The sequence below is a fragment of the Paenibacillus glucanolyticus genome (genome assembly GCF_037333485.1).
GTDB classification, from domain to species: domain Bacteria; phylum Bacillota; class Bacilli; order Paenibacillales; family Paenibacillaceae; genus Paenibacillus_AQ; species Paenibacillus_AQ glucanolyticus.
Genome location: NZ_CP147845.1, coordinates 2957500 through 2980598, shown reverse-complemented (window position 1 = coordinate 2980598; position 23099 = coordinate 2957500). Strand labels below are relative to the sequence as shown.

General features: G+C 47.4%; 19 protein-coding genes. 6 read left to right on the top strand and 13 right to left on the bottom strand.

All coding sequences use genetic code 11. The annotated features are described in order from the left end of the window. Positions 1 to 192 precede the first annotated feature (192 nt). Complete coding sequence (locus WDY75_RS14190) at positions 193 to 2475, bottom strand: glycoside hydrolase family 3 C-terminal domain-containing protein (protein ID WP_063480599.1); 2283 nt, start codon at positions 2473 to 2475, stop codon at positions 193 to 195. 133 nt (positions 2476 to 2608) lie between these two features. After that, a complete protein-coding gene (locus WDY75_RS14185; protein WP_063480598.1) occupies positions 2609 to 3880 on the bottom strand; it encodes a helix-turn-helix domain-containing protein in 1272 nt (423 codons plus the stop codon). Between the two features lie 291 nt (positions 3881 to 4171). Here WDY75_RS14185 and WDY75_RS14180 point away from each other — a divergent pair, with 291 nt between their 5' ends. The 4 genes from WDY75_RS14180 to WDY75_RS14165 all read left to right on the top strand — a co-directional run bounded on the left by WDY75_RS14180 (position 4172) and on the right by WDY75_RS14165 (position 9282). Beyond that, the gene (locus tag WDY75_RS14180; RefSeq protein ID WP_063480597.1) at positions 4172 to 5344 is read left to right on the top strand and encodes an ROK family transcriptional regulator; all 1173 of its coding nucleotides are present in this window, start codon (positions 4172 to 4174) and stop codon (positions 5342 to 5344) included. Between the two features lie 17 nt (positions 5345 to 5361). Next, positions 5362 to 6636 (top strand): hypothetical protein, encoded by a 1275-nt coding sequence (locus WDY75_RS14175; protein WP_063480596.1) that lies wholly within the window; start codon positions 5362 to 5364, stop codon positions 6634 to 6636. A gap of 1 nt (position 6637) precedes the next feature. Beyond that, positions 6638 to 7831, top strand: a complete 1194-nt coding sequence (locus WDY75_RS14170) for a sugar MFS transporter (protein WP_036637317.1) — start codon at positions 6638 to 6640, stop codon at positions 7829 to 7831. Positions 7832 to 8046: 215 nt separating this feature from the next. Beyond that, positions 8047 to 9282, top strand: a complete 1236-nt coding sequence (locus WDY75_RS14165; protein ID WP_063480595.1) for a hypothetical protein — start codon at positions 8047 to 8049, stop codon at positions 9280 to 9282. A gap of 82 nt (positions 9283 to 9364) precedes the next feature. Here the strand turns inward: WDY75_RS14165 and WDY75_RS14160 are convergent, their stop codons facing one another. After that, entirely contained in the window at positions 9365 to 10084 is a 720-nt protein-coding gene (locus tag WDY75_RS14160) for a YebC/PmpR family DNA-binding transcriptional regulator (protein WP_063480762.1), read from the bottom strand. Between the two features lie 343 nt (positions 10085 to 10427). Between WDY75_RS14160 and WDY75_RS14155 the strand changes: the two genes are divergently transcribed. Beyond that, a complete protein-coding gene (locus WDY75_RS14155) occupies positions 10428 to 11636 on the top strand; it encodes an MFS transporter (RefSeq protein ID WP_063480594.1) in 1209 nt (402 codons plus the stop codon). 172 nt (positions 11637 to 11808) lie between these two features. Here the strand turns inward: WDY75_RS14155 and cysI are convergent, their stop codons facing one another. Next, positions 11809 to 13533, bottom strand: a complete 1725-nt coding sequence (gene cysI, locus WDY75_RS14150; RefSeq protein WP_063480593.1) for an assimilatory sulfite reductase (NADPH) hemoprotein subunit — start codon at positions 13531 to 13533, stop codon at positions 11809 to 11811. Positions 13534 to 13568: 35 nt separating this feature from the next. Beyond that, positions 13569 to 15401 (bottom strand): assimilatory sulfite reductase (NADPH) flavoprotein subunit, encoded by a 1833-nt coding sequence (locus WDY75_RS14145; RefSeq protein ID WP_063480592.1) that lies wholly within the window; start codon positions 15399 to 15401, stop codon positions 13569 to 13571. Positions 15402 to 15646: 245 nt separating this feature from the next. On the opposite strand from WDY75_RS14145, the gene cdaS reads away from it, so the two are divergent. Further along, positions 15647 to 16264: a sporulation-specific diadenylate cyclase CdaS gene (cdaS, locus tag WDY75_RS14140; protein WP_063480591.1), complete on the top strand. Its 618-nt coding sequence runs from the start codon at positions 15647 to 15649 to the stop codon at positions 16262 to 16264. 134 nt (positions 16265 to 16398) lie between these two features. On the opposite strand, the gene bshB2 is transcribed toward cdaS, so the two are convergent. The 8 genes from bshB2 to WDY75_RS14100 form a co-directional block, all read right to left on the bottom strand. Further along, entirely contained in the window at positions 16399 to 17055 is a 657-nt protein-coding gene (gene bshB2, locus WDY75_RS14135; RefSeq protein ID WP_006210587.1) for a bacillithiol biosynthesis deacetylase BshB2, read from the bottom strand. A 22-nt stretch (positions 17056 to 17077) separates the two neighbouring features. Beyond that, on the bottom strand, positions 17078 to 17422 hold the full coding sequence (locus tag WDY75_RS14130; protein WP_006210588.1) for a YojF family protein: 345 nt from the start codon (positions 17420 to 17422) through the stop codon (positions 17078 to 17080). A 91-nt stretch (positions 17423 to 17513) separates the two neighbouring features. After that, positions 17514 to 18005 carry a DUF523 domain-containing protein gene (locus tag WDY75_RS14125; RefSeq protein WP_063480590.1) on the bottom strand — a complete coding sequence of 164 codons (492 nt, stop codon included), beginning with the start codon at positions 18003 to 18005 and terminating at the stop codon, positions 17514 to 17516. Positions 18006 to 18179: 174 nt separating this feature from the next. Then, a complete protein-coding gene (locus WDY75_RS14120) occupies positions 18180 to 18977 on the bottom strand; it encodes a helix-turn-helix transcriptional regulator (protein ID WP_051449095.1) in 798 nt (265 codons plus the stop codon). Between the two features lie 181 nt (positions 18978 to 19158). Further along, positions 19159 to 20247 carry a Gfo/Idh/MocA family protein gene (locus WDY75_RS14115; protein WP_006210591.1) on the bottom strand — a complete coding sequence of 363 codons (1089 nt, stop codon included), beginning with the start codon at positions 20245 to 20247 and terminating at the stop codon, positions 19159 to 19161. Positions 20248 to 20261: 14 nt separating this feature from the next. Next, a complete protein-coding gene (locus WDY75_RS14110; RefSeq protein WP_063480589.1) occupies positions 20262 to 21212 on the bottom strand; it encodes an AraC family transcriptional regulator in 951 nt (316 codons plus the stop codon). Between the two features lie 22 nt (positions 21213 to 21234). After that, positions 21235 to 22233: a Gfo/Idh/MocA family protein gene (locus tag WDY75_RS14105; protein WP_063480588.1), complete on the bottom strand. Its 999-nt coding sequence runs from the start codon at positions 22231 to 22233 to the stop codon at positions 21235 to 21237. A 158-nt stretch (positions 22234 to 22391) separates the two neighbouring features. Next, positions 22392 to 22916 (bottom strand): YfiT family bacillithiol transferase, encoded by a 525-nt coding sequence (locus tag WDY75_RS14100; RefSeq protein ID WP_269148283.1) that lies wholly within the window; start codon positions 22914 to 22916, stop codon positions 22392 to 22394. Positions 22917 to 23099: the final 183 nt, after the last annotated feature.

Genomic DNA, 23099 nt, shown 5'->3' with positions numbered 1-23099 from the left:
GTGTTATAACTTACCTTGGCACTTCAATACAGTGGCAAATGCGAGTCGCCGTGTATACAAGTATAACTTGATAACGCCAGGTCACCCTCTTTCTTATGTGTACAGATTACTCTGTGTATGTTCGATAAGAAGAATGAAATTCCTTCATATTGATTCAAAAAGGAGATTTTTACATTAAAATGACATGAAGTTTCATCGTCGATTCAATCCATCCAGCAGCTGAAGCAGTGTTTCCTCTTTCACTGCCCCGCCCCCAAAGGCCAGGAGATTACGAAGCGGCATATCCTTCATCATGGCTGCAAACAATTCGGAATGGGAATCGTCTTCCGCCATGCCCGACATGGGACTGGCTTCTTGGAATTTCTTCAGCAATTGGCCCGTGGTTTCCGCGGTCACAGGATCACTTAACAGTTCTCCGATGGTCGAATTCAGTGTATATTGCTGTTCCAATCTCACTGTAGACTGCACCTGCAGTGTATCCTTCAGCACAATCTCCTGCGAAGATTTGCCTATGAGCACTTCGAAATCTCCCGATTCCACATGCCAATCCTTCAGTTCAACATTGTAATAGGCAAAGGATCGTTTATCCAGTGTAATACTAACCGTCTTATGCTCGCCTGGCTCAAGGTCGACCTTGGCGAACCCCTTCAGCTCCTTCTCAGGACGGATCACTAAGCTCTCGACATCCCGAACATAGAGCTGCACGATTTCTTTGCCCGCGAGATGACCGGTATTGGTGACCGTTACGCTCACTTCCACCGTTTCGTTATCCGTCAGCTCCGTTCGACTGAACTTTAAATTGCTATACTCAAAGGTGGTATAACTTAACCCATGGCCGAAAGGGAACAGTGTCTTCATTTCTTTTTTGTCGTAATAACGATATCCAACAAAAATCCCTTCTTTATATTCTACTCGGTCCCCTTCGCCAGGAAAGTTCAGAAACGAGGGGTTGTCACTCAGTTTAACGGGGAAGGTCTCTGCGAGCTTGCCGGACGGGTTCTTCTTCCCGAACAGCACATCAGCGATCGCTCCGCCGACAGCCTGCCCACCGAGATAGCCTTCAATTACAGCTTTCACTCGATGAAGCCAGGGCATTTCTACGGGCGAGCCGTTGAGCAGCACCACCACGACATTATTCTGCACTTCCGCAATCGCATCAATCAGTTGAGTCTGATTCGCCGGAAGGGAAAGATGTGTGCGGTCATAACCCTCAGATTCATAACGATCCGGCAGACCGGCTATGACCACGGCCACTTGCCCCTGGCGTGCAGCCTGCAACGCTTCATGGATGAGGGTCTCATCCACGGCGTCATTCTCCAGCTGATAGCCCTGCGCATAGGTCACGTTCGACACGTGTCCGGACAGTGCAACGATTTCCTCATAAGGCGTGTCAAGCTGAGTCGGATTGATATGGGAGCTGCCGCCTCCCTGGAATCGCGGTGTTTTAGCAAACGCGCCAATGACGGCAATCTTGCTGTCTTGCCCAAGAGGCAGCAGCTGGTCCTCGTTCTGGAGGAGCACCATGCTCTCGCCAGCAACTTTTCTCGCTAAGGCGTGATGCTCTTTTTGGTCATAGACTGCCTTTTCTTTTTTATGATCAATCGCCATGAAAATAATTCGCAAAATACGGGCAACGGCACAATCCAGCGCTTCTTCTGTCAGCTTCCCGCTCTGCACGGCATCGATAACTTTACGTTCTCCAAGTCCATTGCTGGAAGGCATTTCGAGCTCCATCCCCGCTGCAAGCGCATCGTCCCGCTGATTGACAGCGCCCCAGTCCGATACCACAAACCCTTCATGGCCCCATTCATCCTTCAAAATTTCCGTTAATAATCTTGGATTCTCCGAAGCATAAGTACCATTCACCTGATTGTAGGAACACATCACCGTCCATGGCTTCGCTTTCTTGACGGCTCCTTCGAAGCTGGCCAGATAAATCTCCCGCAGTGTACGCTCATCAATGACTGCATCCGTTGTCATCCGCCGATGCTCCTGGTTATTAGCGGCAAAATGCTTGAGCGACGTACCCACGCCCTGGCTTTGAACCCCCTGAATATGGCTCGCAGCGAGCTCCGACGAAAGATAAGGATCTTCCGAGAAGTACTCAAAGTTTCTTCCGCACACAGGGGAGCGTTTAATGTTCGCACCAGGTCCAAGCAATACAGCAACGTCCTCTGCCTGACATTCTTCTCCCAGCGCTACACCCACTTGCCGGATCAATTCTCTGTCCCACGAGCTGGCAAGTCCGGCGGCGGAAGGAAAACACGTGGAAGGAACGCTGTCGAATATGCCGAGATGATCAGCACCCTGCCGTTGTTTGCGCAGTCCATGCGGTCCATCTGTCACCATAATCGATGGAATGCCCAGACGCTCCATCCCTTTTAGGTTCCAGAAGTCAAGCCCGCTGCACATTCCCGCTTTTTCTTCCAATGTCATCTGATTGATGATCTTCTCTATATCACGTTGTTCACTCATATCGTCAGCCTCCACATTAAACAGTTTTCAATGCTGACCCTATTATATGAAGGTTGCTCCTAATTTTATTGTAATTTCATTGGAATCTTGGTATTTTCTTTTCTTTATAAAGCGCAATCATGATAATTGCAGACTATATTGGGTCATCCTCGCCTGAATGCGTACTCTTTAACCTGCGGCCTTCACGGTACTGTTTAGGGGTTACGCCTGTCAGCTTCCTGAATACCTTCGTAAAGTAGCTTTGATCATGATAGTTCAGCCGGGCATAAATCACCGATATAGGCAGATCAGTCAGGACCAGCAATTTTTTTGCCTCCTCAATGCGCTGCCCTTGTATATATTCACTAATAGACACCCCGGTTTCCTGTTTGAACCGTCTGGACAGATAACTGGAATTCATATGCACTGAGCGAGACAGCTGCTGTAGGGAGACATCCTCATATAGATGGTTAAAAATATACTGTTTGCACTTCACGACGGCTTTCGAGAAATCACCCTCTTTACATTCCTTCACCCGGTTTGCAAAATCGTAAGTCGCCTGCTGAAGTGCCGTATTCACTTCGTTTGCATCCGTCATCTCCTCCATTTGCTGAATATACAGGTCACTCATCGTATACGCAATCTCTGGATGCAAGCCACCTTCCACCGCTGCACGTGTCATCAGCGCTATCCCCACGATGCTTAGATTCTTCTGATGCCGAACATGGCTTGTCCTGGACAGCGTTCCTATCCCCTCCGTCGTCTGAATGAGCTCCAACTTGTTCACAAGTTCCTCCGGACGTCCATCGGTAACAAGCTGCATCAGCTCCTTCTCATAGATCGGATCATGGTGAAAGGAGACATTGATCCGCTGCTCCGAGACCTGAATATCTATATTTTCGCCCAGACCCTGATATCGCGATCCCCCGTGATTATGCTGCATGACGTCCGTAATATCGATCCGGGTGTGATAAACCAGGTAGTGCAGCATGGCTGCGGCATGAAGAAGCTTCTTCTTATCCATGATTACAAGCCTATCGTAATAACGCTCAAGCGCATCTCTATCCGTGATCCGATGATCACGCGCCAAGCCAACCAGCATATCCTTCCGGATGCGTGAATAAATGCTCGGACCGGCTATCAAACTTCCCATATAAACGCCATTTTCTTCGATTCGTGTTTCGATAAAATTTTCCAACAGGGATGTGCCCAGCATGTATGGACCCTGAACTTCGCCACGATGGGAACTCGAGATCAGCTGTATCATTCGCTCCTGAAGCTCCTTCTGGCCCTGTGATGATATTCCGGCAGGCATTAAGGAGTATTCAATTCTCCGATGTGGATTACAATAATGCATAGGCAGCCCCAAATTATCGTTCATAAGCTTGCAGATATCCATCCATTGCTCCAGCTTCATTCTCTTCATGCTGCCACTCCCATCTACTTCATTCATTGCTTCATTCCATAATTATATGTTATCAGAATAACTATCAATTAGGGATTATGCATCCTTCAGCATATCTTCATCCAATTATTGTTTACTAATTTCCATTGACATCGTTTTCATTAAGGATATAATATAAACTTATAAAGAGATTAACAATATCCGAATCTATAAATAATTTGTTTATGAGTACTTTTTCACACCATTTAAGTTTATATAGTAAACTTAATAGAACAACAAACGTTGATACTAAAAAGGAAGTGATCACGTCCAATGGAAGTACATCTGCCCAGCACGATCCGCAGAATGAACAAAGAGATTGTGCTTAATACCATTAAAGATATGGGGCCTATTGCCCGGACCGAAATTGCCAAACAGACCGGAATTACCAAAGCCACCGTATCGGATATCGTCAAGACACTTATTGAAGAGAAATTGATCTACGACGAGAAGGATGACGCTGATTTAAGCAAACGCGGCACGAGACTTCATTTTGCCAAACATGCTGCCTTCGGCATCGCCGTTGATCTCGGCGGGACCACACTCCATTTTGGACTATTCAATCTGGCAGGCGAATGCACTGCGAAGCATACGGTAGCTACGTATCAACACCAGACAAGTCAAGAATTTTTGGAGCATATGACGGCCGATATCAAAGAATTCATTAAACAATCCGGGCAGCCGGAAACCCGCCTTGCCTTCATCAGTATAGCCACTCCAGGAATCGTTGATCCTTCCAGCGGCATGGTTCTCGAAGGCTCGCCTAACTTGCCGGAATGGAAGAACATCGATCTTGGCCGGTACTTTCATAACGTATTTCATGTTCCCGTCACAGTTGAGAATGATGTCCGTGCCGCACTTATTGGCGAGATGTATGCCGGGGCGCTTCAGGATCTGAACTCTGCCGTACTGATTGGAATTGGAACCGGACTCGGGTCCGCCATTCTGATAGATGGCAAAGTGATACGCGGTGCGCGGAACGCAGCCGGCGAGATTGGTTACATGCTGTTCCAGCAGCACCAATTGTATGCTCCTTCAGGCAAGGGACATTTTGAAATCATATGTTCCGGTTCTGGTTTGGAGGCTGCAGCACACGGTATGTTTCATAAGAACCTCACAGCACAAGAAGTATTCGAAATGGCTCTGCAAGGAGATATTCAGGCAAGACATCTTGTATCCCGATTTGAGGAGCATCTCGCGATGGGCATCCTGAATATTATATCCCTGCTGAATCCGGAGAAAATCCTGCTCATGGGCGGCGTAACCGAGTCGCTCTCACTCCAGAGTCTGACTGCTAAAGTGGGTCTTCATACTTCGAATGTAACCAATGTAGCCATCGAGATTTCGACCTTGCAGCATCAGTCGGCTCTCCAGGGTATAGCCATTCTAGGGCTGAAGCAAGCTTATCCCTCACTTCAATATATGAAAGACAAACAACTCTACTAACAGGAGCGTGATCAGCAATGTCAGGAATTCAACTGCACCCGCATGATATTTTAGATGAAGGTATGCCGCAGATCATGTCGTATATCCGCAAGCTGAAGGATGTACGCTATATCTTCCCGGAGGTGAATACCATCTTCGAACGAAATCCGAACCCTGTTGGCAACCTGCCAAGGAATGCCGTACATGAAGTCGTGTTCGGTACAGGAACCATGCATGCTATCCTCCCCTCCTATCAAGGGCTTGATCAGCGAAGAGAACCCGGCCTTAGCGATGAACAGGATCCCCTGATGATCATTAAGGAATCGCTTCAGGAGGAACATTACGAGATCATCCCATGGCTCAATATTCTGAATGGTCATTTCGAAGGCCCTCTGCTTGCTCATAATCTGGTTACGGATCTGGATGGACAAGTCATTCCGCACTGGCTCTGTCCCAATGCGCCGGATGTCATCGACTTCTGGGAACAAGCACTGATTGACCTCCGCAAACGTTACGGTTATACCACCTACATGATCGACCGGATCCGGTATCCCGATTGGGGCGGAGAGGAAGTGAATCCAAGAGGATTGTTAACCTGCTTCTGTCCGCATTGTGAGAGAAAAATGAAGGAACAGCACATTGATGTAAGCGCGCTCAAGAATAACCTGCGTCAATGGATCACGCTCTTCGCAGAGAAGAAATTCGATGACGCCGTCACGTTTGCGGAAAACAATGCGCTGATTCAAGAATGGATCGCATTTCGACAACAGAGTGTAACCGGCTTTGTGGAACGTCTCATCGAACGCGTAAGAACTGTAAACGAGGACTTTACGCTGTGGCTGGACCTCTGGCCACCCGCTTACAGTTGGATGCTTGGCCAGGATTATGCGAGCATCACCAAATGCTCACCTGCATTGAAACATTTTCCTTACCATAAGCTGGGCGGCGGGGCCGATGTACAGGGTTTGATTCATTACTTGGCGCATACCGCCGATGAGCAGGAACAAGCATTCCAGGCCTTCAAAAGATTCTTTGCGCTTCCCTATGATCTGACGTATGAGATGTTCAAGCAGGAAGGGTTCCCTATTCAATTCGTCGCGGATCAGAATAACAAGGTTCGCAGCCTGTCCGACCCCAATACACGTATCTATAGCGGAATCCAGATGTGGAACATTTCGCCGCAGAATCTGATTGAAGCGGTACAAGCCGGTGAGAACAGCGCAGCAGATGAGCTGTTGTATTACTGTTACGGCTGGGCGGCTGACGAGTTGTTTGAGGCTTTACAGACCTATCGAGAGAAAGGAATGAACTAACATGCAAAAAATACAGCGTCCGATCATTTACTTTCTCATCTTTGCCACCATGTTTGTCCTCGGCGGAATTCAGAACACCAAGGGTCTCATCCTTGAGAAAGTTCAGACGGATATCAATCTGGATCTCAGTCAAGTCGGTATCATGGTATCCGTCTTTCAGGTGGGATTTTTGTTAGCCAGTCTGGTCGCCGGCATATTTGCCGACCGCAAGGGAATCAAGGCGGTTATGACCCTCGGAACCATTCTGATGATCATTGGTTTAATTGGTACCGGCTCCGCTTATACCGTTGCCTTCTTTCTCGGATTCTATCTGATCGTGGGTGTCGGTATCGGGTCCATGACCGTTTCGGTTGCGACATTGATTCCGACCTATTTCAAGGAACGGTCCGGAGTGGTGTTTAACCTCGCCAATGCACTGTTCGGAGTTGGAATGATTGTTACTCCGCTCGTTCTGAACGCGATTTTCTCTCATAACATCAGCTGGCGCGCCTTCTACATTGGTGTAGCCGTCGTGATTGCCATCATTCTGGCTGCACTCATGATGTTTAAACCCGAACAGAGAGCTGCAACTGAAGGGCAAGATAAAGTCAGCTTAATGTCTGTCGCGAGGTTGTTTAAAGACCGGCAAATCTTATATGTCATTCTGTTCATTCTGTTCTATGTTGCAGCGGAAGCCGGCTTCCTGAATTTCTTCCCGATTTTCTATACGTCGCTGGACATTGCCGGGATGGATGCAGCGCAAAAAGCTTCAACCGCAGCCTATATCATCGCCAGCTTTGCATTTCTCTTTACCATTGGACGTTTTGTAGGCGGGTTCATCATCTACAAGCTTGGTGAGAGACGCACCTTGATCGGCTTCTCCGTATTCGCCCTTCTCGCCTTGATTCTCGGCCGTCTGCTGGTTGTGAATGCCAGTTATTTAATGATGCTGTTCGGACTTGCCCTGTCCGTGTTGTTCCCGACGGCTCAAGGCATCGCCTCCAAGCTGACGAAGCAAGCCGGATCACTGCAAGGCGTTATCTATGTTGCATCCGGTCTCGGAGGCGCGGTAGTCGGACTCTTGATCGGTGAAATATCGGATGCTTTTGGCATTCAGCATGGATTTAATTTGATTTTCGTATTTACAGCTATCATTACGGTGCTGGCAATGCTGATTCGCACTCCTAAACAAGAAGAAACTAAGACTGCAGCTTAATAAGCCATTAGACCGCCCGAAGCCTTATCTTCGGGCGGTTTTTTAGTCTATCTGGACTTGACCGTTGGAATTACAGAACGATTTTTCAGCAGCTGTGCAACCTTTGAGACCTTCTCCCGTCTATAGTGGTGCAGCATGTACAATTTACCAATTGAAATATCGCTTGGCTGTATCCTGGCTCGTTAGGATAATCTTTTATTTGGAGGATACCAACAATGAACAAAATCTACAAAGTACTAACAACCACTACGATACTCGCCATGACCGCACTGCCGATCGCAGCAAGTGCACAGGGCGCTCCTCCTGCTTCCATCCATTCGGAACAAGGCAGCAATGTGAATCAGGTGAAGCGTGTGCCTGGAACCCTGGGTTACATTACGGATTATGTAAATGACAAAACAGGCAAATCGATTACGGTTACCGGCCGCGGCTTGGCTGCTACCGATCAACGTGAAATCAAGCTTTCCATCTCCAAAAATACTAAAATCGTGGATGCACAGGGAAATAAAGTCCAGCTTCAGACCATCGTAGATAAAAACAAAGCCATTAAAGCTTTCTATAGCCCGAATATCACCAAAAGCCTCCCGGCTCAAGGAGCTGCACTTACCATCATTGTCTCGGACCATGACTTTGCCGCTATAGACGGGACCATCTCCGAAATAAACGAACGAGGTTTTCTTGTAGAAGGAAGCAACGTGTACGGTGACAACGCAGAGACCATTTGGCTTCATCCGGATCCCAAAACGACCATTATCGATCAAAATGGAAAGACACTGAAAGCAAGTGACCTGAAAGCCGGCATGACCGTTCGTTCCTTCTACGGTCCGTATGTTGCGTTAAGTTTCCCTCCTCAATCCTCTACAAACTATATTCTGGTGAACACGGATTCCGCCAATGACGAGCAGGAAACCGAGGCCGGCATTAACGGTATCCTTACGGAGAAAACAGATGGCAGAATTTCGATTAGCGGCCAACCATCGAATCCTGACGGATATGAATACGTGGTGCTCGCCATCGATGGGGACACGCAGATCGTGGATGCACAAGGTAAGCCTTTAACATCTGATGTGCTGAACGAGGGTCGGCGGATTGAAGCACAATACGTGCCCGTCATTTACCCTGCGCTGCCGCATGCCGATAAAATCGTTGTATCCGATGCTTCAGCACCAAGAGTTGAAGGCACAATAACTGCATCTGAACGCACTACCCAGGATCACCTGTACATTAATGTGGGTTCAGATCAATCCACGGATAACGATATCATTCTCAACATATCCAAGGACACCCAAATAATCGGTCTCAGCCCTTATGAGAAACTGAAGCCCGGCACAAAGATTGTAGCTTACCACTCCCTTATCATGACGAAATCAATCCCTGCTATCACTTCAGCGGAAGTCATTGTTGTTCAACCTGACATTACGCTGCCGTTCGAATCACCTATAAAAGGATAATCTGCGCTATAACGCAAAAACCATCGTGTTCAGAAGTGCTGAATACGATGGTTTTTTGTGTACATACATGGATCGAGTTCTTCTATTCTTCAAACTCTACGTTATGGTATACCTGTTGCACATCCTCCAGATCTTCCAGCGCATCGATCAGCTTCTCGAATTGCGCCTCAGCATCACCTGGCAGTGTAACAAAGTTCTGTGCCAGCATCGTCAGCTCTGACACCGTAAACTCCGTAACCCCTGCAGCCTTAAAAGCCTCCTGTACCGCATGGAACTGGTCCGGCTCAGCATACACGATTACAGCATCTTCCTCTTCAAGGATGTCACGTACATCCACATCTGCTTCAAGCAGCAGATCCATGACCTCTTCCGATGTCTTACCTTCAACGCCGAACACGGCCGTTGGATCGAACATATAAGATACAGAGCCGCTGACGCCCATGTTACCGCTGTTCTTGTTAAAGGCAGAACGCACTTCCGGTGCCGTACGATTGACGTTATTGGTCAACGCGTCAACAATGATCATCGAACCGTTCGGACCAAATCCTTCGTAACGAAGCTCCACATAATTCTCGTCTCCGCTGCCCTTCGCTTTTTCCAGAGCACGGTCGATAATGGCTTTTGGCACATTGTATGTTTTCGCGCGCTCAAGCACGACCTTGAGCGCACGGTTCGACTCCGGATCCGGTTCACCCTTCTTGGCTGCCACATAAATCTCAACACCAAACTTAGCGTAGACGCGACTCGTATTCGCATCCTTGGATGCTTTTTTTTCTTTAATATTATTCCATTTACGGCCCATATATTTCCGCTCGCTTTCATTATTGAATCTGTAGCCGGTATTCAATAAATACCCTTGTCCATTATATCTCTATTAAGTAGCATGAACAAGGTTAAGAGCACATTTAGAGTAAATCTCAAACAAAAAACAATCTCGTCTATTCAAGGATATAATCGGCTCATAAATACAAGCAGAATGTGCCTGTTTTTAATTGCATACTGTAGACAAAAAATAAATTTGTATTGATTATTTATAGATATAATATTAATATGTCTATATATTTAATAAACTTAATGCATATTCGTTTATTAAATAATCAATTATGACTCCGTTTCACACGAGTCACGAAAGGAGAATCCTCATTATGCTTCTTAACAACCCGTATGTCCGAACGATTATTTTGTCACGCGTTCTTTTAAATCTTGGCATTTGGGTTCGTAACTTTGCGATTCTGTTATATGTCACCGACATAACCAACAATGATCCTTGGTTTGTATCCCTCATATCGGTAGCCGAATTTGCCCCCATCTTCCTGTTCGCTTTCATTGGTGGTACATTTGCAGACCGGTGGCAACCTAAACGAACCATGATCGGTGCCGATGTGTTGTCAGCCGTTTCCGTTTTTCTCGTACTGATTGCTGTCCACAATAACTCATGGCAGGCGCTGCTGGTCGTTACGCTATTCTCAGCCATCATGTCACAGTTCTCCCAACCCTCGGCTATGAAATTGTTCAAACAGCATGTGCCGGAACATCAACTCCAATCCGTCATGGCTATATTCCAATCCTTAATGGCCTTCTTTATGGTGATCGGCCCCATAGCAGGAGCATTCGTGTATCAGAAGTTTGGGATTGAAGCATCCCTTATCGCAACAGGTGTATTATTCCTGGGTTCCGCTCTGATCCTGGCGTGGCTGCCGAGAGATCAAGAGAAAGAATCAAAGTCTGAACAACGGAGCCTCTTGCAGGAAGCTATTGAAGGGCTGCGCTATGTGTGGAATAACCGCGCCTTGCGGACGCTGGCTACAACCTTCGCTGCCGCCGGTCTCGCTGCCGGACTTATTCAGCCCATGATGCTGTTTGTCACGATTGAGAATCTCGGGCAGGATAAATCTTTCCTGCAATGGCTGCTAACCGCGAACGGTGCTGCGATGCTGCTTGGCGGGGGCTTCGTTATGGTGTTAGCCAAAAGAATATCGCCGCAATCCTTGCTGGCGCTTGGCCTTACCGTCAGCGCACTGGGCAACCTCGGCATCGGCTGGTCTACGAGCATTCTCTTCACTCTGCTGTTGCAGGTAGTAAATGGTTTCTTCTATCCCACCATTCACATCGGCATCAACACGCTCATTCTGAAGAATACCGAGAATGCATACATCGGACGCGTAGGCGGCGCTCTGACACCGATCTTCATGGGCATGATGGTCATTGGCATGTCGCTTGGCGGATTACTGAAAAATCAGTTTTCCTTATTCACCGTATTCTCAGCAAGTGCCCTCCTGTTTCTGATAGGCTCCGCTCTGCTGATCCCTTTGTTTAAAAAAAGCAGGAACGCCACAAATAGTCTCGTACAATGATGATCAGAGCCACCTCACGCTGAGGTGGCTCTTGGCGTGAATCGACTTAATCCAGCATCTCCACGCTTGAGCAAAAATAAAAAACCGAAGTCCCTCCTCTCGGAGAGCTCCGGTCTGTCGTGTTTATTCACAGTTATCCTCTGAATCCCTATATGTCTCGTTACATATCATGTTATGCGTGAAACTGCTGTCCATCCAATACTTCCTTCACATAGCCTGCGCGAATGACAAAGTCACCAAAGTGCTCGCCTTTCTCTCGCTCTTGTGCATACTGTGTGATCATCGGGCGAAGCGAATCCAAAATCTCGGTTTCACCGATGTTTTCCTTGAAGAGCTTGTTTAAGCGGTGCCCGGAGAAACCTCCACCCAAGTACATATTGTATTTGCCCGGTGCCTTGCCGATAAAGGCGATCTCAGCCAGCATCGGTCTAGCACATCCGTTCGGGCATCCTGTCATACGAATGACGATATCCTCTTCGCGCAGCCCATTCTCCTCCAGAATCGGATCAATCTTATCCAATAGCGTTGGAAGATATCGCTCGGATTCAGCCATAGCCAGACCACAAGTCGGCAAAGATACGCATGCCATGGAGTTTCTTCGCAGAGCGGAGTAATGATTTCCGTCTGTGAGTCCGTAACGCTTGATAAGCTCCTCGATCTTTTTCTTCTTATGGCTGCTGACATTGGCAATGATCAGATTCTGATTGGCCGTCAGACGGAAATCGCCATTATGGATTTGGGCAATTTCACGAAGACCTGTCATCAGCAGATAATCTGCCTCGTCTTTAACGCGTCCGCTTTGGATGAAAAGTGTAAAATGCCATTTTCCGTTACTGCCTTTTACCCATCCGTAGCGATCACCGTTATGGTCAAAATGAAAAGGTCTTTCCTCTTCCAGCTTCCAGCCAAGCCGCTCGCTAAGTTCGCTTACGAACCAATCGATCCCTCGGTCATCGATCGTATATTTGAATCTAGCATGTTTACGAACCGCCCGGTCCCCGTAATCACGCTGGATCATAACGGTCTTCTCCGCCAAGTCAATGATTTGCTCCGGTTTGCAGAAACCAATGACTTTTGCCACTTGAGGGTAGGTCAGCGGATCACCGTGTGTCATCCCCATCCCACCGCCAACAGATATGTTGAAGCCCTTCAACTCTCCGTTCTCAACAATCGCAATGAAACCAAGATCCTGGGAGTATACATCCACATCATTGGAAGGTGGCACAGCCATCCCAATTTTGAATTTCCGAGGGAGATACACCGGGCCGTAGATCGGCTCCTGTTCCTCGGCATCCTGCAGACTATCCACGATCTTCTCACCATCAAGCCAGATCTCATGATAGGCACGAGAGCGCGGATCCAGATGATCACTCACTTTGCGTGCCCACTCGTACACCTCCGAATGAATCTCGGATTGGTACGGGTTAGGGTTACACATAACGTTACGGTTGACGTCGCCGCAGGCTGCTAATGTACTAAGGAGTGCTTCATTAACCTCTTGAATGGTAGTCTTCATGTTCCATTTGAGCACACCATGAAGCTGAAACGACTGGCGTGTTGTCAACCGAATTGACCCGTTTGCGTACTTCTGCGCAACGCGATCCATCATAAGCCATTGCTCAGGAGTCACCACACCGCCGGCAGCGCGAACACGCAGCATGAACTGGTATGCAGGCTCCAGCTTCTGCTTATGTCTCTCATTGCGTAAATCCCGGTCATCCTGCATGTAGCTGCCATGGAATTTCATCAGCCGGTTATCATCTTCCGGAATCGATCCGGTTATACGATCTTCCAGCGTTTCTACAAGACTGCCGCGCAGATAGTTGCTTCGACGCTTGATGTCCTCCACATCACTATGAGGTGCGCTATTAGATGATAATAAGTTATTATCAGACATATTCCTTTTCTCCTCTCGCAACCATGGGAATTGCCTTAATATACATCCCGCTGGTAACGTTTCTCTTGCTGCATGTGGCCCAAGTATTCCGCAGCTTCCTCTGGACTCATCCCGCCTTCTTGCTCAAGAATTGCCCCCAGTGCGGAATGCACATCATGCGCCATCTTTTTCTCGTCACCGCAGACGTATACACACGCGCCGTTCTGAAGCCATTGATACAATTCCTTGCTCCTCTCCAGCATACGGTGCTGTACATATACTTTCTTGTCCGTATCTCGCGAGAAGGCAACATCCATCTGTGTCAACACCCCATCCTTTAACCAGCGCTGCCATTCGATCTGATAGAGAAAGTCTGTTGAGAAATGCTGGTCACCGTAGAACAACCAGGATTTCCCTCCTGCACCTGTCTCTTCGCGCTCACCGAGGAAAGCTCTGAATGGAGCAACCCCTGTACCAGGACCGATCATGATGATCGGGGTGTCCGGATTCTTGGGCAGCTTAAAGTTCGGATTGTGTTGAACATACACCGGAAGTGTGTCTCCAGCTTCCAGCCGTTCCGCCAATTGTACGGAACATACACCGTAACGATCTCGGCCATGTGCCTCGTACCGAACCGTACGAACGGTTACATGGACTTCATCGGGGAAGGCCTTGGAGCTGCTGGCAATTGAGTACAGACGAGCAGGGATTTTTCGTAATATCGATACAAAATCACTTGCTGCCACTTGCTGCAGACCATAATCCTGTACCAGGTCGAGCAAATCCCGTTCCTCGATATAGGTGCGCAATTCCTGCTCATGCCCTGGTTCCAGAAGCTTCCGAAGCCCTTCATTCCCTGAGATCTTAACCACTTGCTCAATCAGAGGTTTCGTGAGAACGGTAATTTCGTAGTGACGGAGCAAGGCATCCCGAAGTGCTCGCGCTTCACCATGTTTATTAATGACGACCACTTCATCAGCATTCCATCCCATAGCAGCGATAAGATCATCGACAAGCTGCGGATGATTTTCCGGATAGATTCCTAAGCTATCGCCCGGCTCATACTGCAAATTTGAACCTTCAAGAGAAATTTCGATATGACGTGTTTCACGGTCAGATCCTCTTCCGTTCAAATTCAAATTCTCGAGGATTTCCGCTTGAAATGGATTGCTTCTTGAAAATTCCGATTCCGTGCTATCGCTCAGGGCTACCGCACTCACGCTTTCAACAACGGACGATCCTGCTCCAGCCTCATTCAGCGATTGAAGAACCTGGTTCATCCATTCAGCGGCCGATTCATCAAAATCCACGTCGCAATCCACTCTTGGCGTCAGCCGCTTGCCGCCCAATTCTTCGAGCCGCTTGTCGAAATCTTTACCCGTTTGGCAGAAAAATTCATACGAGGTATCCCCCAGCGCCAGTACGGAATATTGAAGACTCTCTACTTGAGGTGCCCGTTTGCTGTGCAGGAACTCATAGAAAGGAATGGCGTTATCCGGCGGTTCGCCTTCGCCATGCGTACTCACAATAATAAGGAGATTCTGCAGCTTCTTCAGATTGTTCGGCTTGAAGTCGCTCATTGAGGACATTGTAACCACTAGACCAACCTCTTCAAGCTTCTTCGATAACTTCTTCGATAATCCATGACCATTGCCAGTCTGAGATCCGTATAATACGGTCACTTCTTTAGGTGCCAGCGCTGCGGGAACCGGTATTGCTGCTGTGTTTGCTTGTGGTGCTGTTGCAACTGAAGCGGCTGCCGTTCCCTGGATAGCGGCGATATATCCGCTGAGCCAGGACCGCTGGGAATCCGTCAGTGTCGGCAACAGCCGGTTCAGTAATTCTACCTGTTCCTGATTAAAAGGACTGTTCGTTACTTGAAGTTCCAACCATATCCACCTCTCAAAAGCGCACATTATTAATTCCTACTATTACGATACAATTAATTTTATTGCTCCTCTGAACCTATCACAGCTTACCGGACCGGTCAATTACAATGTTCTTATAGCATTTATCAGTTTTACTGATAAATCGATGATAAAGGACTTTTTGCGATTTAAGAACTTCGCGATGCAGGCAGAATATCGCTGTGTCGGATTGGTAATGATACGAAGGATAAGGAGGAAGATAGAGGATGCAAATTCATGACTGCAATTTCACGCCGCTTAAGCGCAAGCTGAAAAACCAGCTTATTGACATCAAAAAGCATATAGAGAATGTCATTGTCAATCTGGACCAGAACAGCTCCTGTCTGCTTAATGAATTGGATCTTGTACGCACTAAATTTTTGGAAGCCGAGGCGATTTCATCCACGTATTATCTCAATTGTTTTCTCTTCCCTTTCACAAGCAAGTACCAGGAAATCGCCAAATCCATATATCATCTCAGTCAAAAAAATCTGGGAGCGTTGATTGTGATTCAGCGGGAAGATCCTCTCGATTCTCTAATAACACCCGGCATCCCCTTATCTGCGGAAATCACGAGCCCGCTGCTGGAATCCATATTCGTTCCGGGTAGTCCGCTGCATGACGGGGCCGTTCTCGTTCGCAAAGAAATGATTATCTCTGCTGCGAATGTGCTTCCATTAACTGCAAAAACTTATGGTGATCGAAAGCTTGGCACTAGGCATCGTGCGGCTATAGGTTTATCCGAGATTAGCGATGCTTTGGTTCTCGTCGTATCTGAAGAAACAGGAAGAACCTCCTTCTGCATGAAAGGAACTCTCTACCCCTTATCGATTACCAGTCCTTAATTCATCAACACTCTTGGCTACATAACCTCTCTTTACAGCACACCAATAATAAAGTGAACCTTCGCTCGTATTGGCATAGAAAAAAGAGCCACCGCGGTGGCTCTTCTATTGATATCCATCTATTCATAGGATTCTTATTCAAAGGTATACGTCCAGAAACGTTCAGTCCCGAAGCGGTCCTCGACTTCTTTTGCCTTCAGCTGCTTTTTACCCAGCAGCTCTGCAGCCTGGAATTGGGAACGATGGGCTTGAATGGAATTCAGCTTCTGGACCATAAACATAGATACGTCCTGATAAACATCCGGTTTGCCAAGCTCCTGCTCACAATTTTTGGAGAATGCCAGACACTGAACCACAGGTCTTTCCCCAGCAGGCATCCGCTGAATCGTACGAACTACAGCTGCACCCGTGGCATCATGATCGGGATGAACACTATAGCCAGGATAGAATGTGAATACAAGTGAAGGTTGTATCTCCTGAATCAGGGCTGCAATCACACCATCCAGCTTAGGCTGATCCTCGAATTCAATCGTTTTATCATGGAAACCCAGCAATCGCAGGTCTTGTATGCCTATGGCTTTGCACGATTCCTCTAACTCTGCTCTACGAATAGTCGGAAGCGTGATCCGGTTAGCAAACGGAGGTATCCCCATGTTGCGGCCCATCTCTCCGAGTGTCAGGCAAGCATAGGTGACATGAGCACCTTCTATAATATATTTAGCCAACGTACCGGATAAACCAAAGGCTTCGTCATCCGGATGCGGCAATACGACCAGTATGTTTTGCTCCATCGTTCCTCATCTCCTCTCTCTATTAAAAAGGCTCCCGGCTCAGCTGCAAAGCAACAACCAGCTTCCCCTGACTATCATGGCCCGCCATGATAAGTCTATCGGTATCAGCCTGTTCAAAATGGGTAAGTCCTTCGGTATATATCCAGCCTTGATTCATTTTTAAACCAACCCGGTAAGGACCGTTGCCGGATATTGAACCAGCGGTATAACGAATACTTGCATTTGTAATAAAATTGGCAGCAGGGTGCTTTGTGCTATCGTGATGGGCAGCATAGGCGCCTGTTGTCATCTCAAGATGAATATATAAATCCTGATCCTTCAATTTATCAATCATTTGTTGGACTTCTGCTTGATTTATGAGTTCCATAGTTCCCTCCAATATAAAGAATCACGACAATGATCACAGTCGGTATGATGATTCTAACATAATTATATGACCATGACGAAATACCTTGTATTTATCTTTCAGCAAACAGAGCGGAGTATTCCGGCTGTGCTGCATACACGCTGAGCTCGTGCTCAGAAATAACGGTATATCCTTCCCTGCGCAGAAGAGCTGTTGTTACGCCATAACCGGCTTGCTTCACATTGGCAAATTCTCCATTATAGATCATTGCGCTGCCGCAGGAGGGGCTGTTCTCCTTCAGAACGATAAGCAGTGCTCCGAGCTTTTGTGCCGTTCGAAGAGCCTGATATGCACCCTGTATATACATCTCCGTCACATCTCTGCCGGACCATTCTATTACTCTGGCACTTCCTGACAGGACGTCATCACCGTTACCGCCGATGATCTCTGCTGGCTCACGCGGAGTTGAGAATCCGCCAAGAAGTTCCGGGCATACGGTTACCGCTTTCTTCGCTTCCACTAACAGTTGAATATGGGTATCCAGGCTGTCCGTAGCGTTATAACGAACCTTCAAACCGGCTAAACAAGAGCTTACAATAATCACAGATGCCACCTCAAATCTTCGTGCTTTGCTTAATATATGGCTAGAGCGGTTCGGTCTGACTTAAGTATCCTGAATCAGAACGCAATTGTCAACGCAATACGCATGATGGCTGGCTGCTGCCATCACTCCAGCTTCCCTCTGAGAATCCTGAGTCAAAGCTGAAGATCATCATAATTATCGTAACATGGGAGCAACCCGCTTAAGGAAATGGTTCATTAATAATGGCAAGGAAATCAGAATCGGTGGGTCATCTAACCGGGGAACATGCAGAGTCACTTGGAGATGCCGGGTCTTCGAGTTGGATGTAACGATGATCGGTTCCCTTGAACGGGTACGCAAGGTGGTGGATTGCGGAAGCAAGAAGTCAACTGCCTGCATACCCCATGGCACAGAAGTAGCCATCAGATAATATGTGCCCGGGCTTACGTCGGTAAATCGAAATGAGCCAACAGACGGAAGCAGTGTTCCATATAGAGGAAATCCTTCTGGAATGGGCTTGGCAAATAAGCCTATCAAAATAACTCCCTGAAATGGGGCTGTTGCTTCTATCGTTCCCTCAACCGTTAAGTTGGGATTCTGAATCGGCATGGATTCTCGCCAGTCGTTCAGACTCTGCAAAGATAACAAATGCTTGTCCGCCTCCTCCATGGAGTTCCGAAACTGGGAGGGGGTTACACCCACTCTCTCGGAGAAGCGGGTCGTAAATGTACCCAGGCTTTGCTGCCCAATCTCCAAGGCGATATCCCGGATGCTGAGGTGAGTGTGCAGCAGTAAATCCTTGGCTTTCTCCAGACGAAGTGATGAGACATAATACAGGGGCGGCAGTCCGATCCGATCCTTGAATATACGAGAGAAATGATAAGGACTGTATCCAATGTAACCCGCCAGTAATGACAAGGGAAGCGGTTCGTAAATATTCTTGTGAATATAAGCGATTACCTCGTCGATTTCTGAATATCGCTCAGTCATCATGCCCTGCACCATCCTTCATGTCATGGATATTGTAAAATTAAAATTGTAATTATCCTCAAATAAAGAACAAATGTTCTGTTCCATACTATCATATCCATATGGAAATTGGAAGCGTAGATCTGGAAATTTACCGTTATGATGACAACAAAAAAGCCGCGCAGTATACGCGGCTGAACTGCCACTAATCCAATTCCGGGATGTGGATATCCACTTCTTTTTTGCTCTGGGAAGAGCGCAGAATGCCGTCCAGGATTGCTTGATTCCGAAGCACCTGCTCTCCGGGTATCGGTGCTGGCTTGCCTTCGCGCACGGCGCTTACGAAATCTTTGATTTTCTCTTCGAATACGTTAAGCTGGTGGCTGATCAACGGAATTGCGCTTTCGGTATGATGCCCTTGAATGTCATGGAATAAGGAGATTGAGCCTACTTTCCCATCCCATACGCCACTCCAGGGTCCTGATCCAGCCGGCGTAATCTTCATGCCCGCATCCGTTCCAAGGAACATGGTTGCTCCCAAGGTATCCATATGCATAGCCCAGGACGTCTTAAAGTTCAATACGATGTCGCCTTCGAACCGAATGATGGCAACGCCGAAGTCCTCCACGTTAAACGCACCGGATTCCGAGTGGTATTTCGGATTCGTTCCGAAGTGATTAGAGGTATAGGCCGATACCGTTAACGGCTTTGGATATCCAAGCGCATTCAATGCCATATCCAAGGAATAGCAACCGATGTCCGCCATGGCACCTGCTCCGGCAATTTCCTGACGGATAAAGGTTCCACCCGGCATCCCACGGCGGCGGCCGCCTCCCGTTTCCACATAATACACCTTGCCGAGCTCACCATTCTGGATCAGATTCTTAATGATTCCCATGTTCGGGTCATAGCGCGGTTGAAAGCCCACATTGAGTATATTCCCGGTCTTCTTCGAGATTTGAACCATCTCGATAGCTTCATCCAAGGTGACCGACATCGGCTTCTCGAGCATGACATGTTTGCCGGCTGAGAGCGCATCGATCGTTGTTCTGTGATGAGCAACATTTGGCGTACAGATACTCACACCATCCAAATCCAGATCAAGGAGCCTGCGGTGATCGTCAAATCCTATTGCCCCCTGAAGTCCCCAACGCTCAATGAACTGATCTGCTCTTCCTGGTAAAATATCCGCTACAGCGACAATCTGTACGTCTTCAATTTGTTTGTAGTACTTTGCATGCTCTCCTGCAATGCCACCGCTTCCAATAATTCCAATTCGAATGCTTTTGCCCATATGTGATACTCCCCCTACAAATTCACATTCATTGCCCGATATGTTGTTGGCGTATAGCCGTATCTCTTTCGAAACACGGTATGCAAATAACTGCCGCTCGAGAAGCCTTCGTGAATCGCGATTTTATCAATAGACCAATTGGTATCGATTAATTTCCGGCACACCGCTTCTAAACGGACGTGTTCAAGAATTTCACTGAAGGATTGCCCAGCCGCTTGCTCCTTGAATATCCGCTGCAGCTGCCTGGAACTGATATGCAATTTCTCCGCGACATCATCCAGAACGACCTCACCCGAGGAATTCGCATGGATATACTCCAGTGCCAATTGATAGCGGTAAGCCTTCATGTCTCGTGAAGGCAACTCCGCTTCGGATGGCTCGGATTCATACGCGCGTACGGCACGCAGCAGTATCTGAATAATGCACTGCTTGATCGTTGTGTACAGACCCGGATATTTTTCCTGAGAAGCTTGGTAAGCCTCCAGAAAATAAGGCATCGCCCGATGGATATCCATCGACGGCTTCAGCGGCAGCCCCCTGAGCTTTTCCATGCAGTCGTCAGCCTCCGCCATCTCCCAAGGATCCGCAGCCGGCCATAACAGACGATCCGGATCATCGGGTGTTACGTCATGCGGAATAATGTCCACATGCAGACATAATTCGTCCATGGGCTCTGCTGCGTCCGCTTCCTGATAATGGAGAACATTCGGACCCGTTAAATAAAACATTCCTTCCCTCAAGGCATAGGGATTCTCTTCCATAATAACGGTCCCTTTGCCACGCGGTATGAAATGAAACTCATATTCAGCATGTTTATGGAAGGACACAATCTTCCCCGGAGGGAAGGTGGTGAGATGAAATCGAAGAACCCGGATCTCATAACGCCCCCAATAGATCCTCAGATCAAGTCTCTCCAAGGCATCCTGCCGATCTTTCATAAACTCATATGGAAAATGATTATTCATGCTGATACATCACCCTTGTAACTTAAGCTTGCAGTTCATCCAAACGAATCGCACGATGTTCCTTGGCCGAACGGTTGGAAGCCTCCATCAATTTCGTTAATTCAACCGCATATGCGATATTTTCCTCTGCAACGGTATTTTCCTGAATATGAGAGATCCACTGTTCAAAAGCACTTGCACGATTTGCTGGTACTGGCAGTTCAACCCACGCTTCCTTGTATTCTTCTTTCTTCGTTGAGCGGATAAGAAGTTTACTGTCTGGCGTACCATAGAGAATCGTTCCGTCTGTACCGTGAATCTCAATCGTAAACGGCGAGAAGTTATTAACAAAACCAGCCTCCACAATACCAACAGCACCCGTAGCTGTAGATAATGTAGCAACGGCGTTATCTTCGACCTCTTTACCCGTTATGTAGCCAAAATTCGCATGAACATCAACCGCTTCTTCTCCCAGGAACAGGCGTGTCAAATACATAGGATGGCAACCCAGATCAATGAGGGCTCCTCCACGAGTTTCCTCCAGACCATAGAAATGCTCAGGCAGCCAGCCTGCCGTTGCGCCGTTATGAGACAAGCGGACACGAACGAGTGTTACGGTACCCAGTAGTCCCTCTTGCAACAGTTCACGGATCGCCAAGGTGTAACCATCATTCAAACGGGGGAGTGATACCGTTAATTTGACTTCATTCTCATTTACCGCGTTCATAATATCATTGACCTCTTGAAGGGTAGCGGCCACTACTTTCTCCGTAAAAATGTGCTTGCCGGCTGCCGCAGCTTTCAGCATCACTTCTCTGTGCATGGATGTTGGTGCATCCACGATGACAGCATCGATATCGCTTTGCAGCATTTCATCCAAGGATTCAAAGAACGGTACTCCTTGCTGCTCCGCAGCTTTTTTACCGCGTTCCGGATTCTCATCCCATACGGCTACGATTTGTGCATCCGGATGCTCCTGCGCCTGTTTTGTGTAATCCCATGCGTGCACATGCCAATAACTAATTTTTCCGATTCTAATCATTATGGTCACCTCAGTATCTAATATTAAGACATCATGCCATTAATCTAACACATGAATTAGCCGATTCACAGTGTAAAATTGCGACAGTTGATTTTGATATTGCGACATCATTGCATACAAAAACTCCGCCATAAGACGGAGTAATATGTATTGTCACGCTATATTTTGAACCGTTCTCTTGCAGAAGTAATATGTGCTATGTGATGATTCCCATGCCATGCATACATGGCCGTGGCGTATTCAAGATGAGTCGTTCGCTGGTTCTCGGGATGATAGAACGTTCTTAGAAAGTCTTCATGGTCCATACTGTTTAATAAAGCGACCCATCTGGTATGTATGCCTTCAATCATGGCCAAAGATACTTCAGTAGCCACCGTCACGGAATCCGGAAGCGCTGCCCACAGCCGCTCGTCATACGGTTTGATGGTTGGATTGTCTTCTGTTAAAGCGAGTTTAAACCTCATATAAGAGTTCATATGACTGTCTGCAAGATGATGAACGACCTGACGTATGGTCCACCCACCCTCACGATAGGCCAAGTTAAGCTGTTCCTCAGACAAACCTTGAACGGCTGTCCGCAGTTTCCCAGGCATCCCCTCAATCTCTTGAATCCAGTGATTCCTATGTTCCGGTGACGACTGTCCCTCCCATTCAAATTGCCCTATGGGGTATCTCATATCCATGTTCCTCACTCCGATCTGCATGGTATCATCCCTTATCGTATGAATTGATAAGAACTTCTTCTCTATTAATAGAAGATGTTGTATAAACTGCTACAGCTGCTGAGCTAGAAATTATATTTACATAATATAATTTTCCAAGAGCATTTGCTATGCCCATCCTCAATAATTTTTAATGATTCAATT

Excerpts from the sequence above, each read along its gene's own strand:
- WDY75_RS14190 (WP_063480599.1), bottom strand. The coding sequence starts at position 2,475 with ATGAGTGAACAACGTGATATAGAGAAGATCATCAATCAGATGACATTG.
- WDY75_RS14185 (WP_063480598.1), bottom strand. The coding sequence starts at position 3,880 with ATGAAGAGAATGAAGCTGGAGCAATGGATGGATATCTGCAAGCTTATG.
- WDY75_RS14120 (WP_051449095.1), bottom strand. The coding sequence starts at position 18,977 with ATGATGACTGAGCGATATTCAGAAATCGACGAGGTAATCGCTTATATT.
- bshB2 (WP_006210587.1), bottom strand. The coding sequence starts at position 17,055 with ATGGAGCAAAACATACTGGTCGTATTGCCGCATCCGGATGACGAAGCC.
- WDY75_RS14115 (WP_006210591.1), bottom strand. The coding sequence starts at position 20,247 with ATGGGCAAAAGCATTCGAATTGGAATTATTGGAAGCGGTGGCATTGCA.
- WDY75_RS14170 (WP_036637317.1), top strand. The coding sequence starts at position 6,638 with ATGCAAAAAATACAGCGTCCGATCATTTACTTTCTCATCTTTGCCACC.
- WDY75_RS14130 (WP_006210588.1), bottom strand. The coding sequence starts at position 17,422 with ATGGAACTCATAAATCAAGCAGAAGTCCAACAAATGATTGATAAATTG.
- WDY75_RS14155 (WP_063480594.1), top strand. The coding sequence starts at position 10,428 with ATGCTTCTTAACAACCCGTATGTCCGAACGATTATTTTGTCACGCGTT.
- cysI (WP_063480593.1), bottom strand. The coding sequence starts at position 13,533 with ATGTCTGATAATAACTTATTATCATCTAATAGCGCACCTCATAGTGAT.
- WDY75_RS14100 (WP_269148283.1), bottom strand. The coding sequence starts at position 22,916 with ATGGATATGAGATACCCCATAGGGCAATTTGAATGGGAGGGACAGTCG.
- cdaS (WP_063480591.1), top strand. The coding sequence starts at position 15,647 with ATGCAAATTCATGACTGCAATTTCACGCCGCTTAAGCGCAAGCTGAAA.
- WDY75_RS14105 (WP_063480588.1), bottom strand. The coding sequence starts at position 22,233 with ATGATTAGAATCGGAAAAATTAGTTATTGGCATGTGCACGCATGGGAT.
- WDY75_RS14180 (WP_063480597.1), top strand. The coding sequence starts at position 4,172 with ATGGAAGTACATCTGCCCAGCACGATCCGCAGAATGAACAAAGAGATT.
- WDY75_RS14165 (WP_063480595.1), top strand. The coding sequence starts at position 8,047 with ATGAACAAAATCTACAAAGTACTAACAACCACTACGATACTCGCCATG.
- WDY75_RS14160 (WP_063480762.1), bottom strand. The coding sequence starts at position 10,084 with ATGGGCCGTAAATGGAATAATATTAAAGAAAAAAAAGCATCCAAGGAT.
- WDY75_RS14110 (WP_063480589.1), bottom strand. The coding sequence starts at position 21,212 with ATGAATAATCATTTTCCATATGAGTTTATGAAAGATCGGCAGGATGCC.
- WDY75_RS14175 (WP_063480596.1), top strand. The coding sequence starts at position 5,362 with ATGTCAGGAATTCAACTGCACCCGCATGATATTTTAGATGAAGGTATG.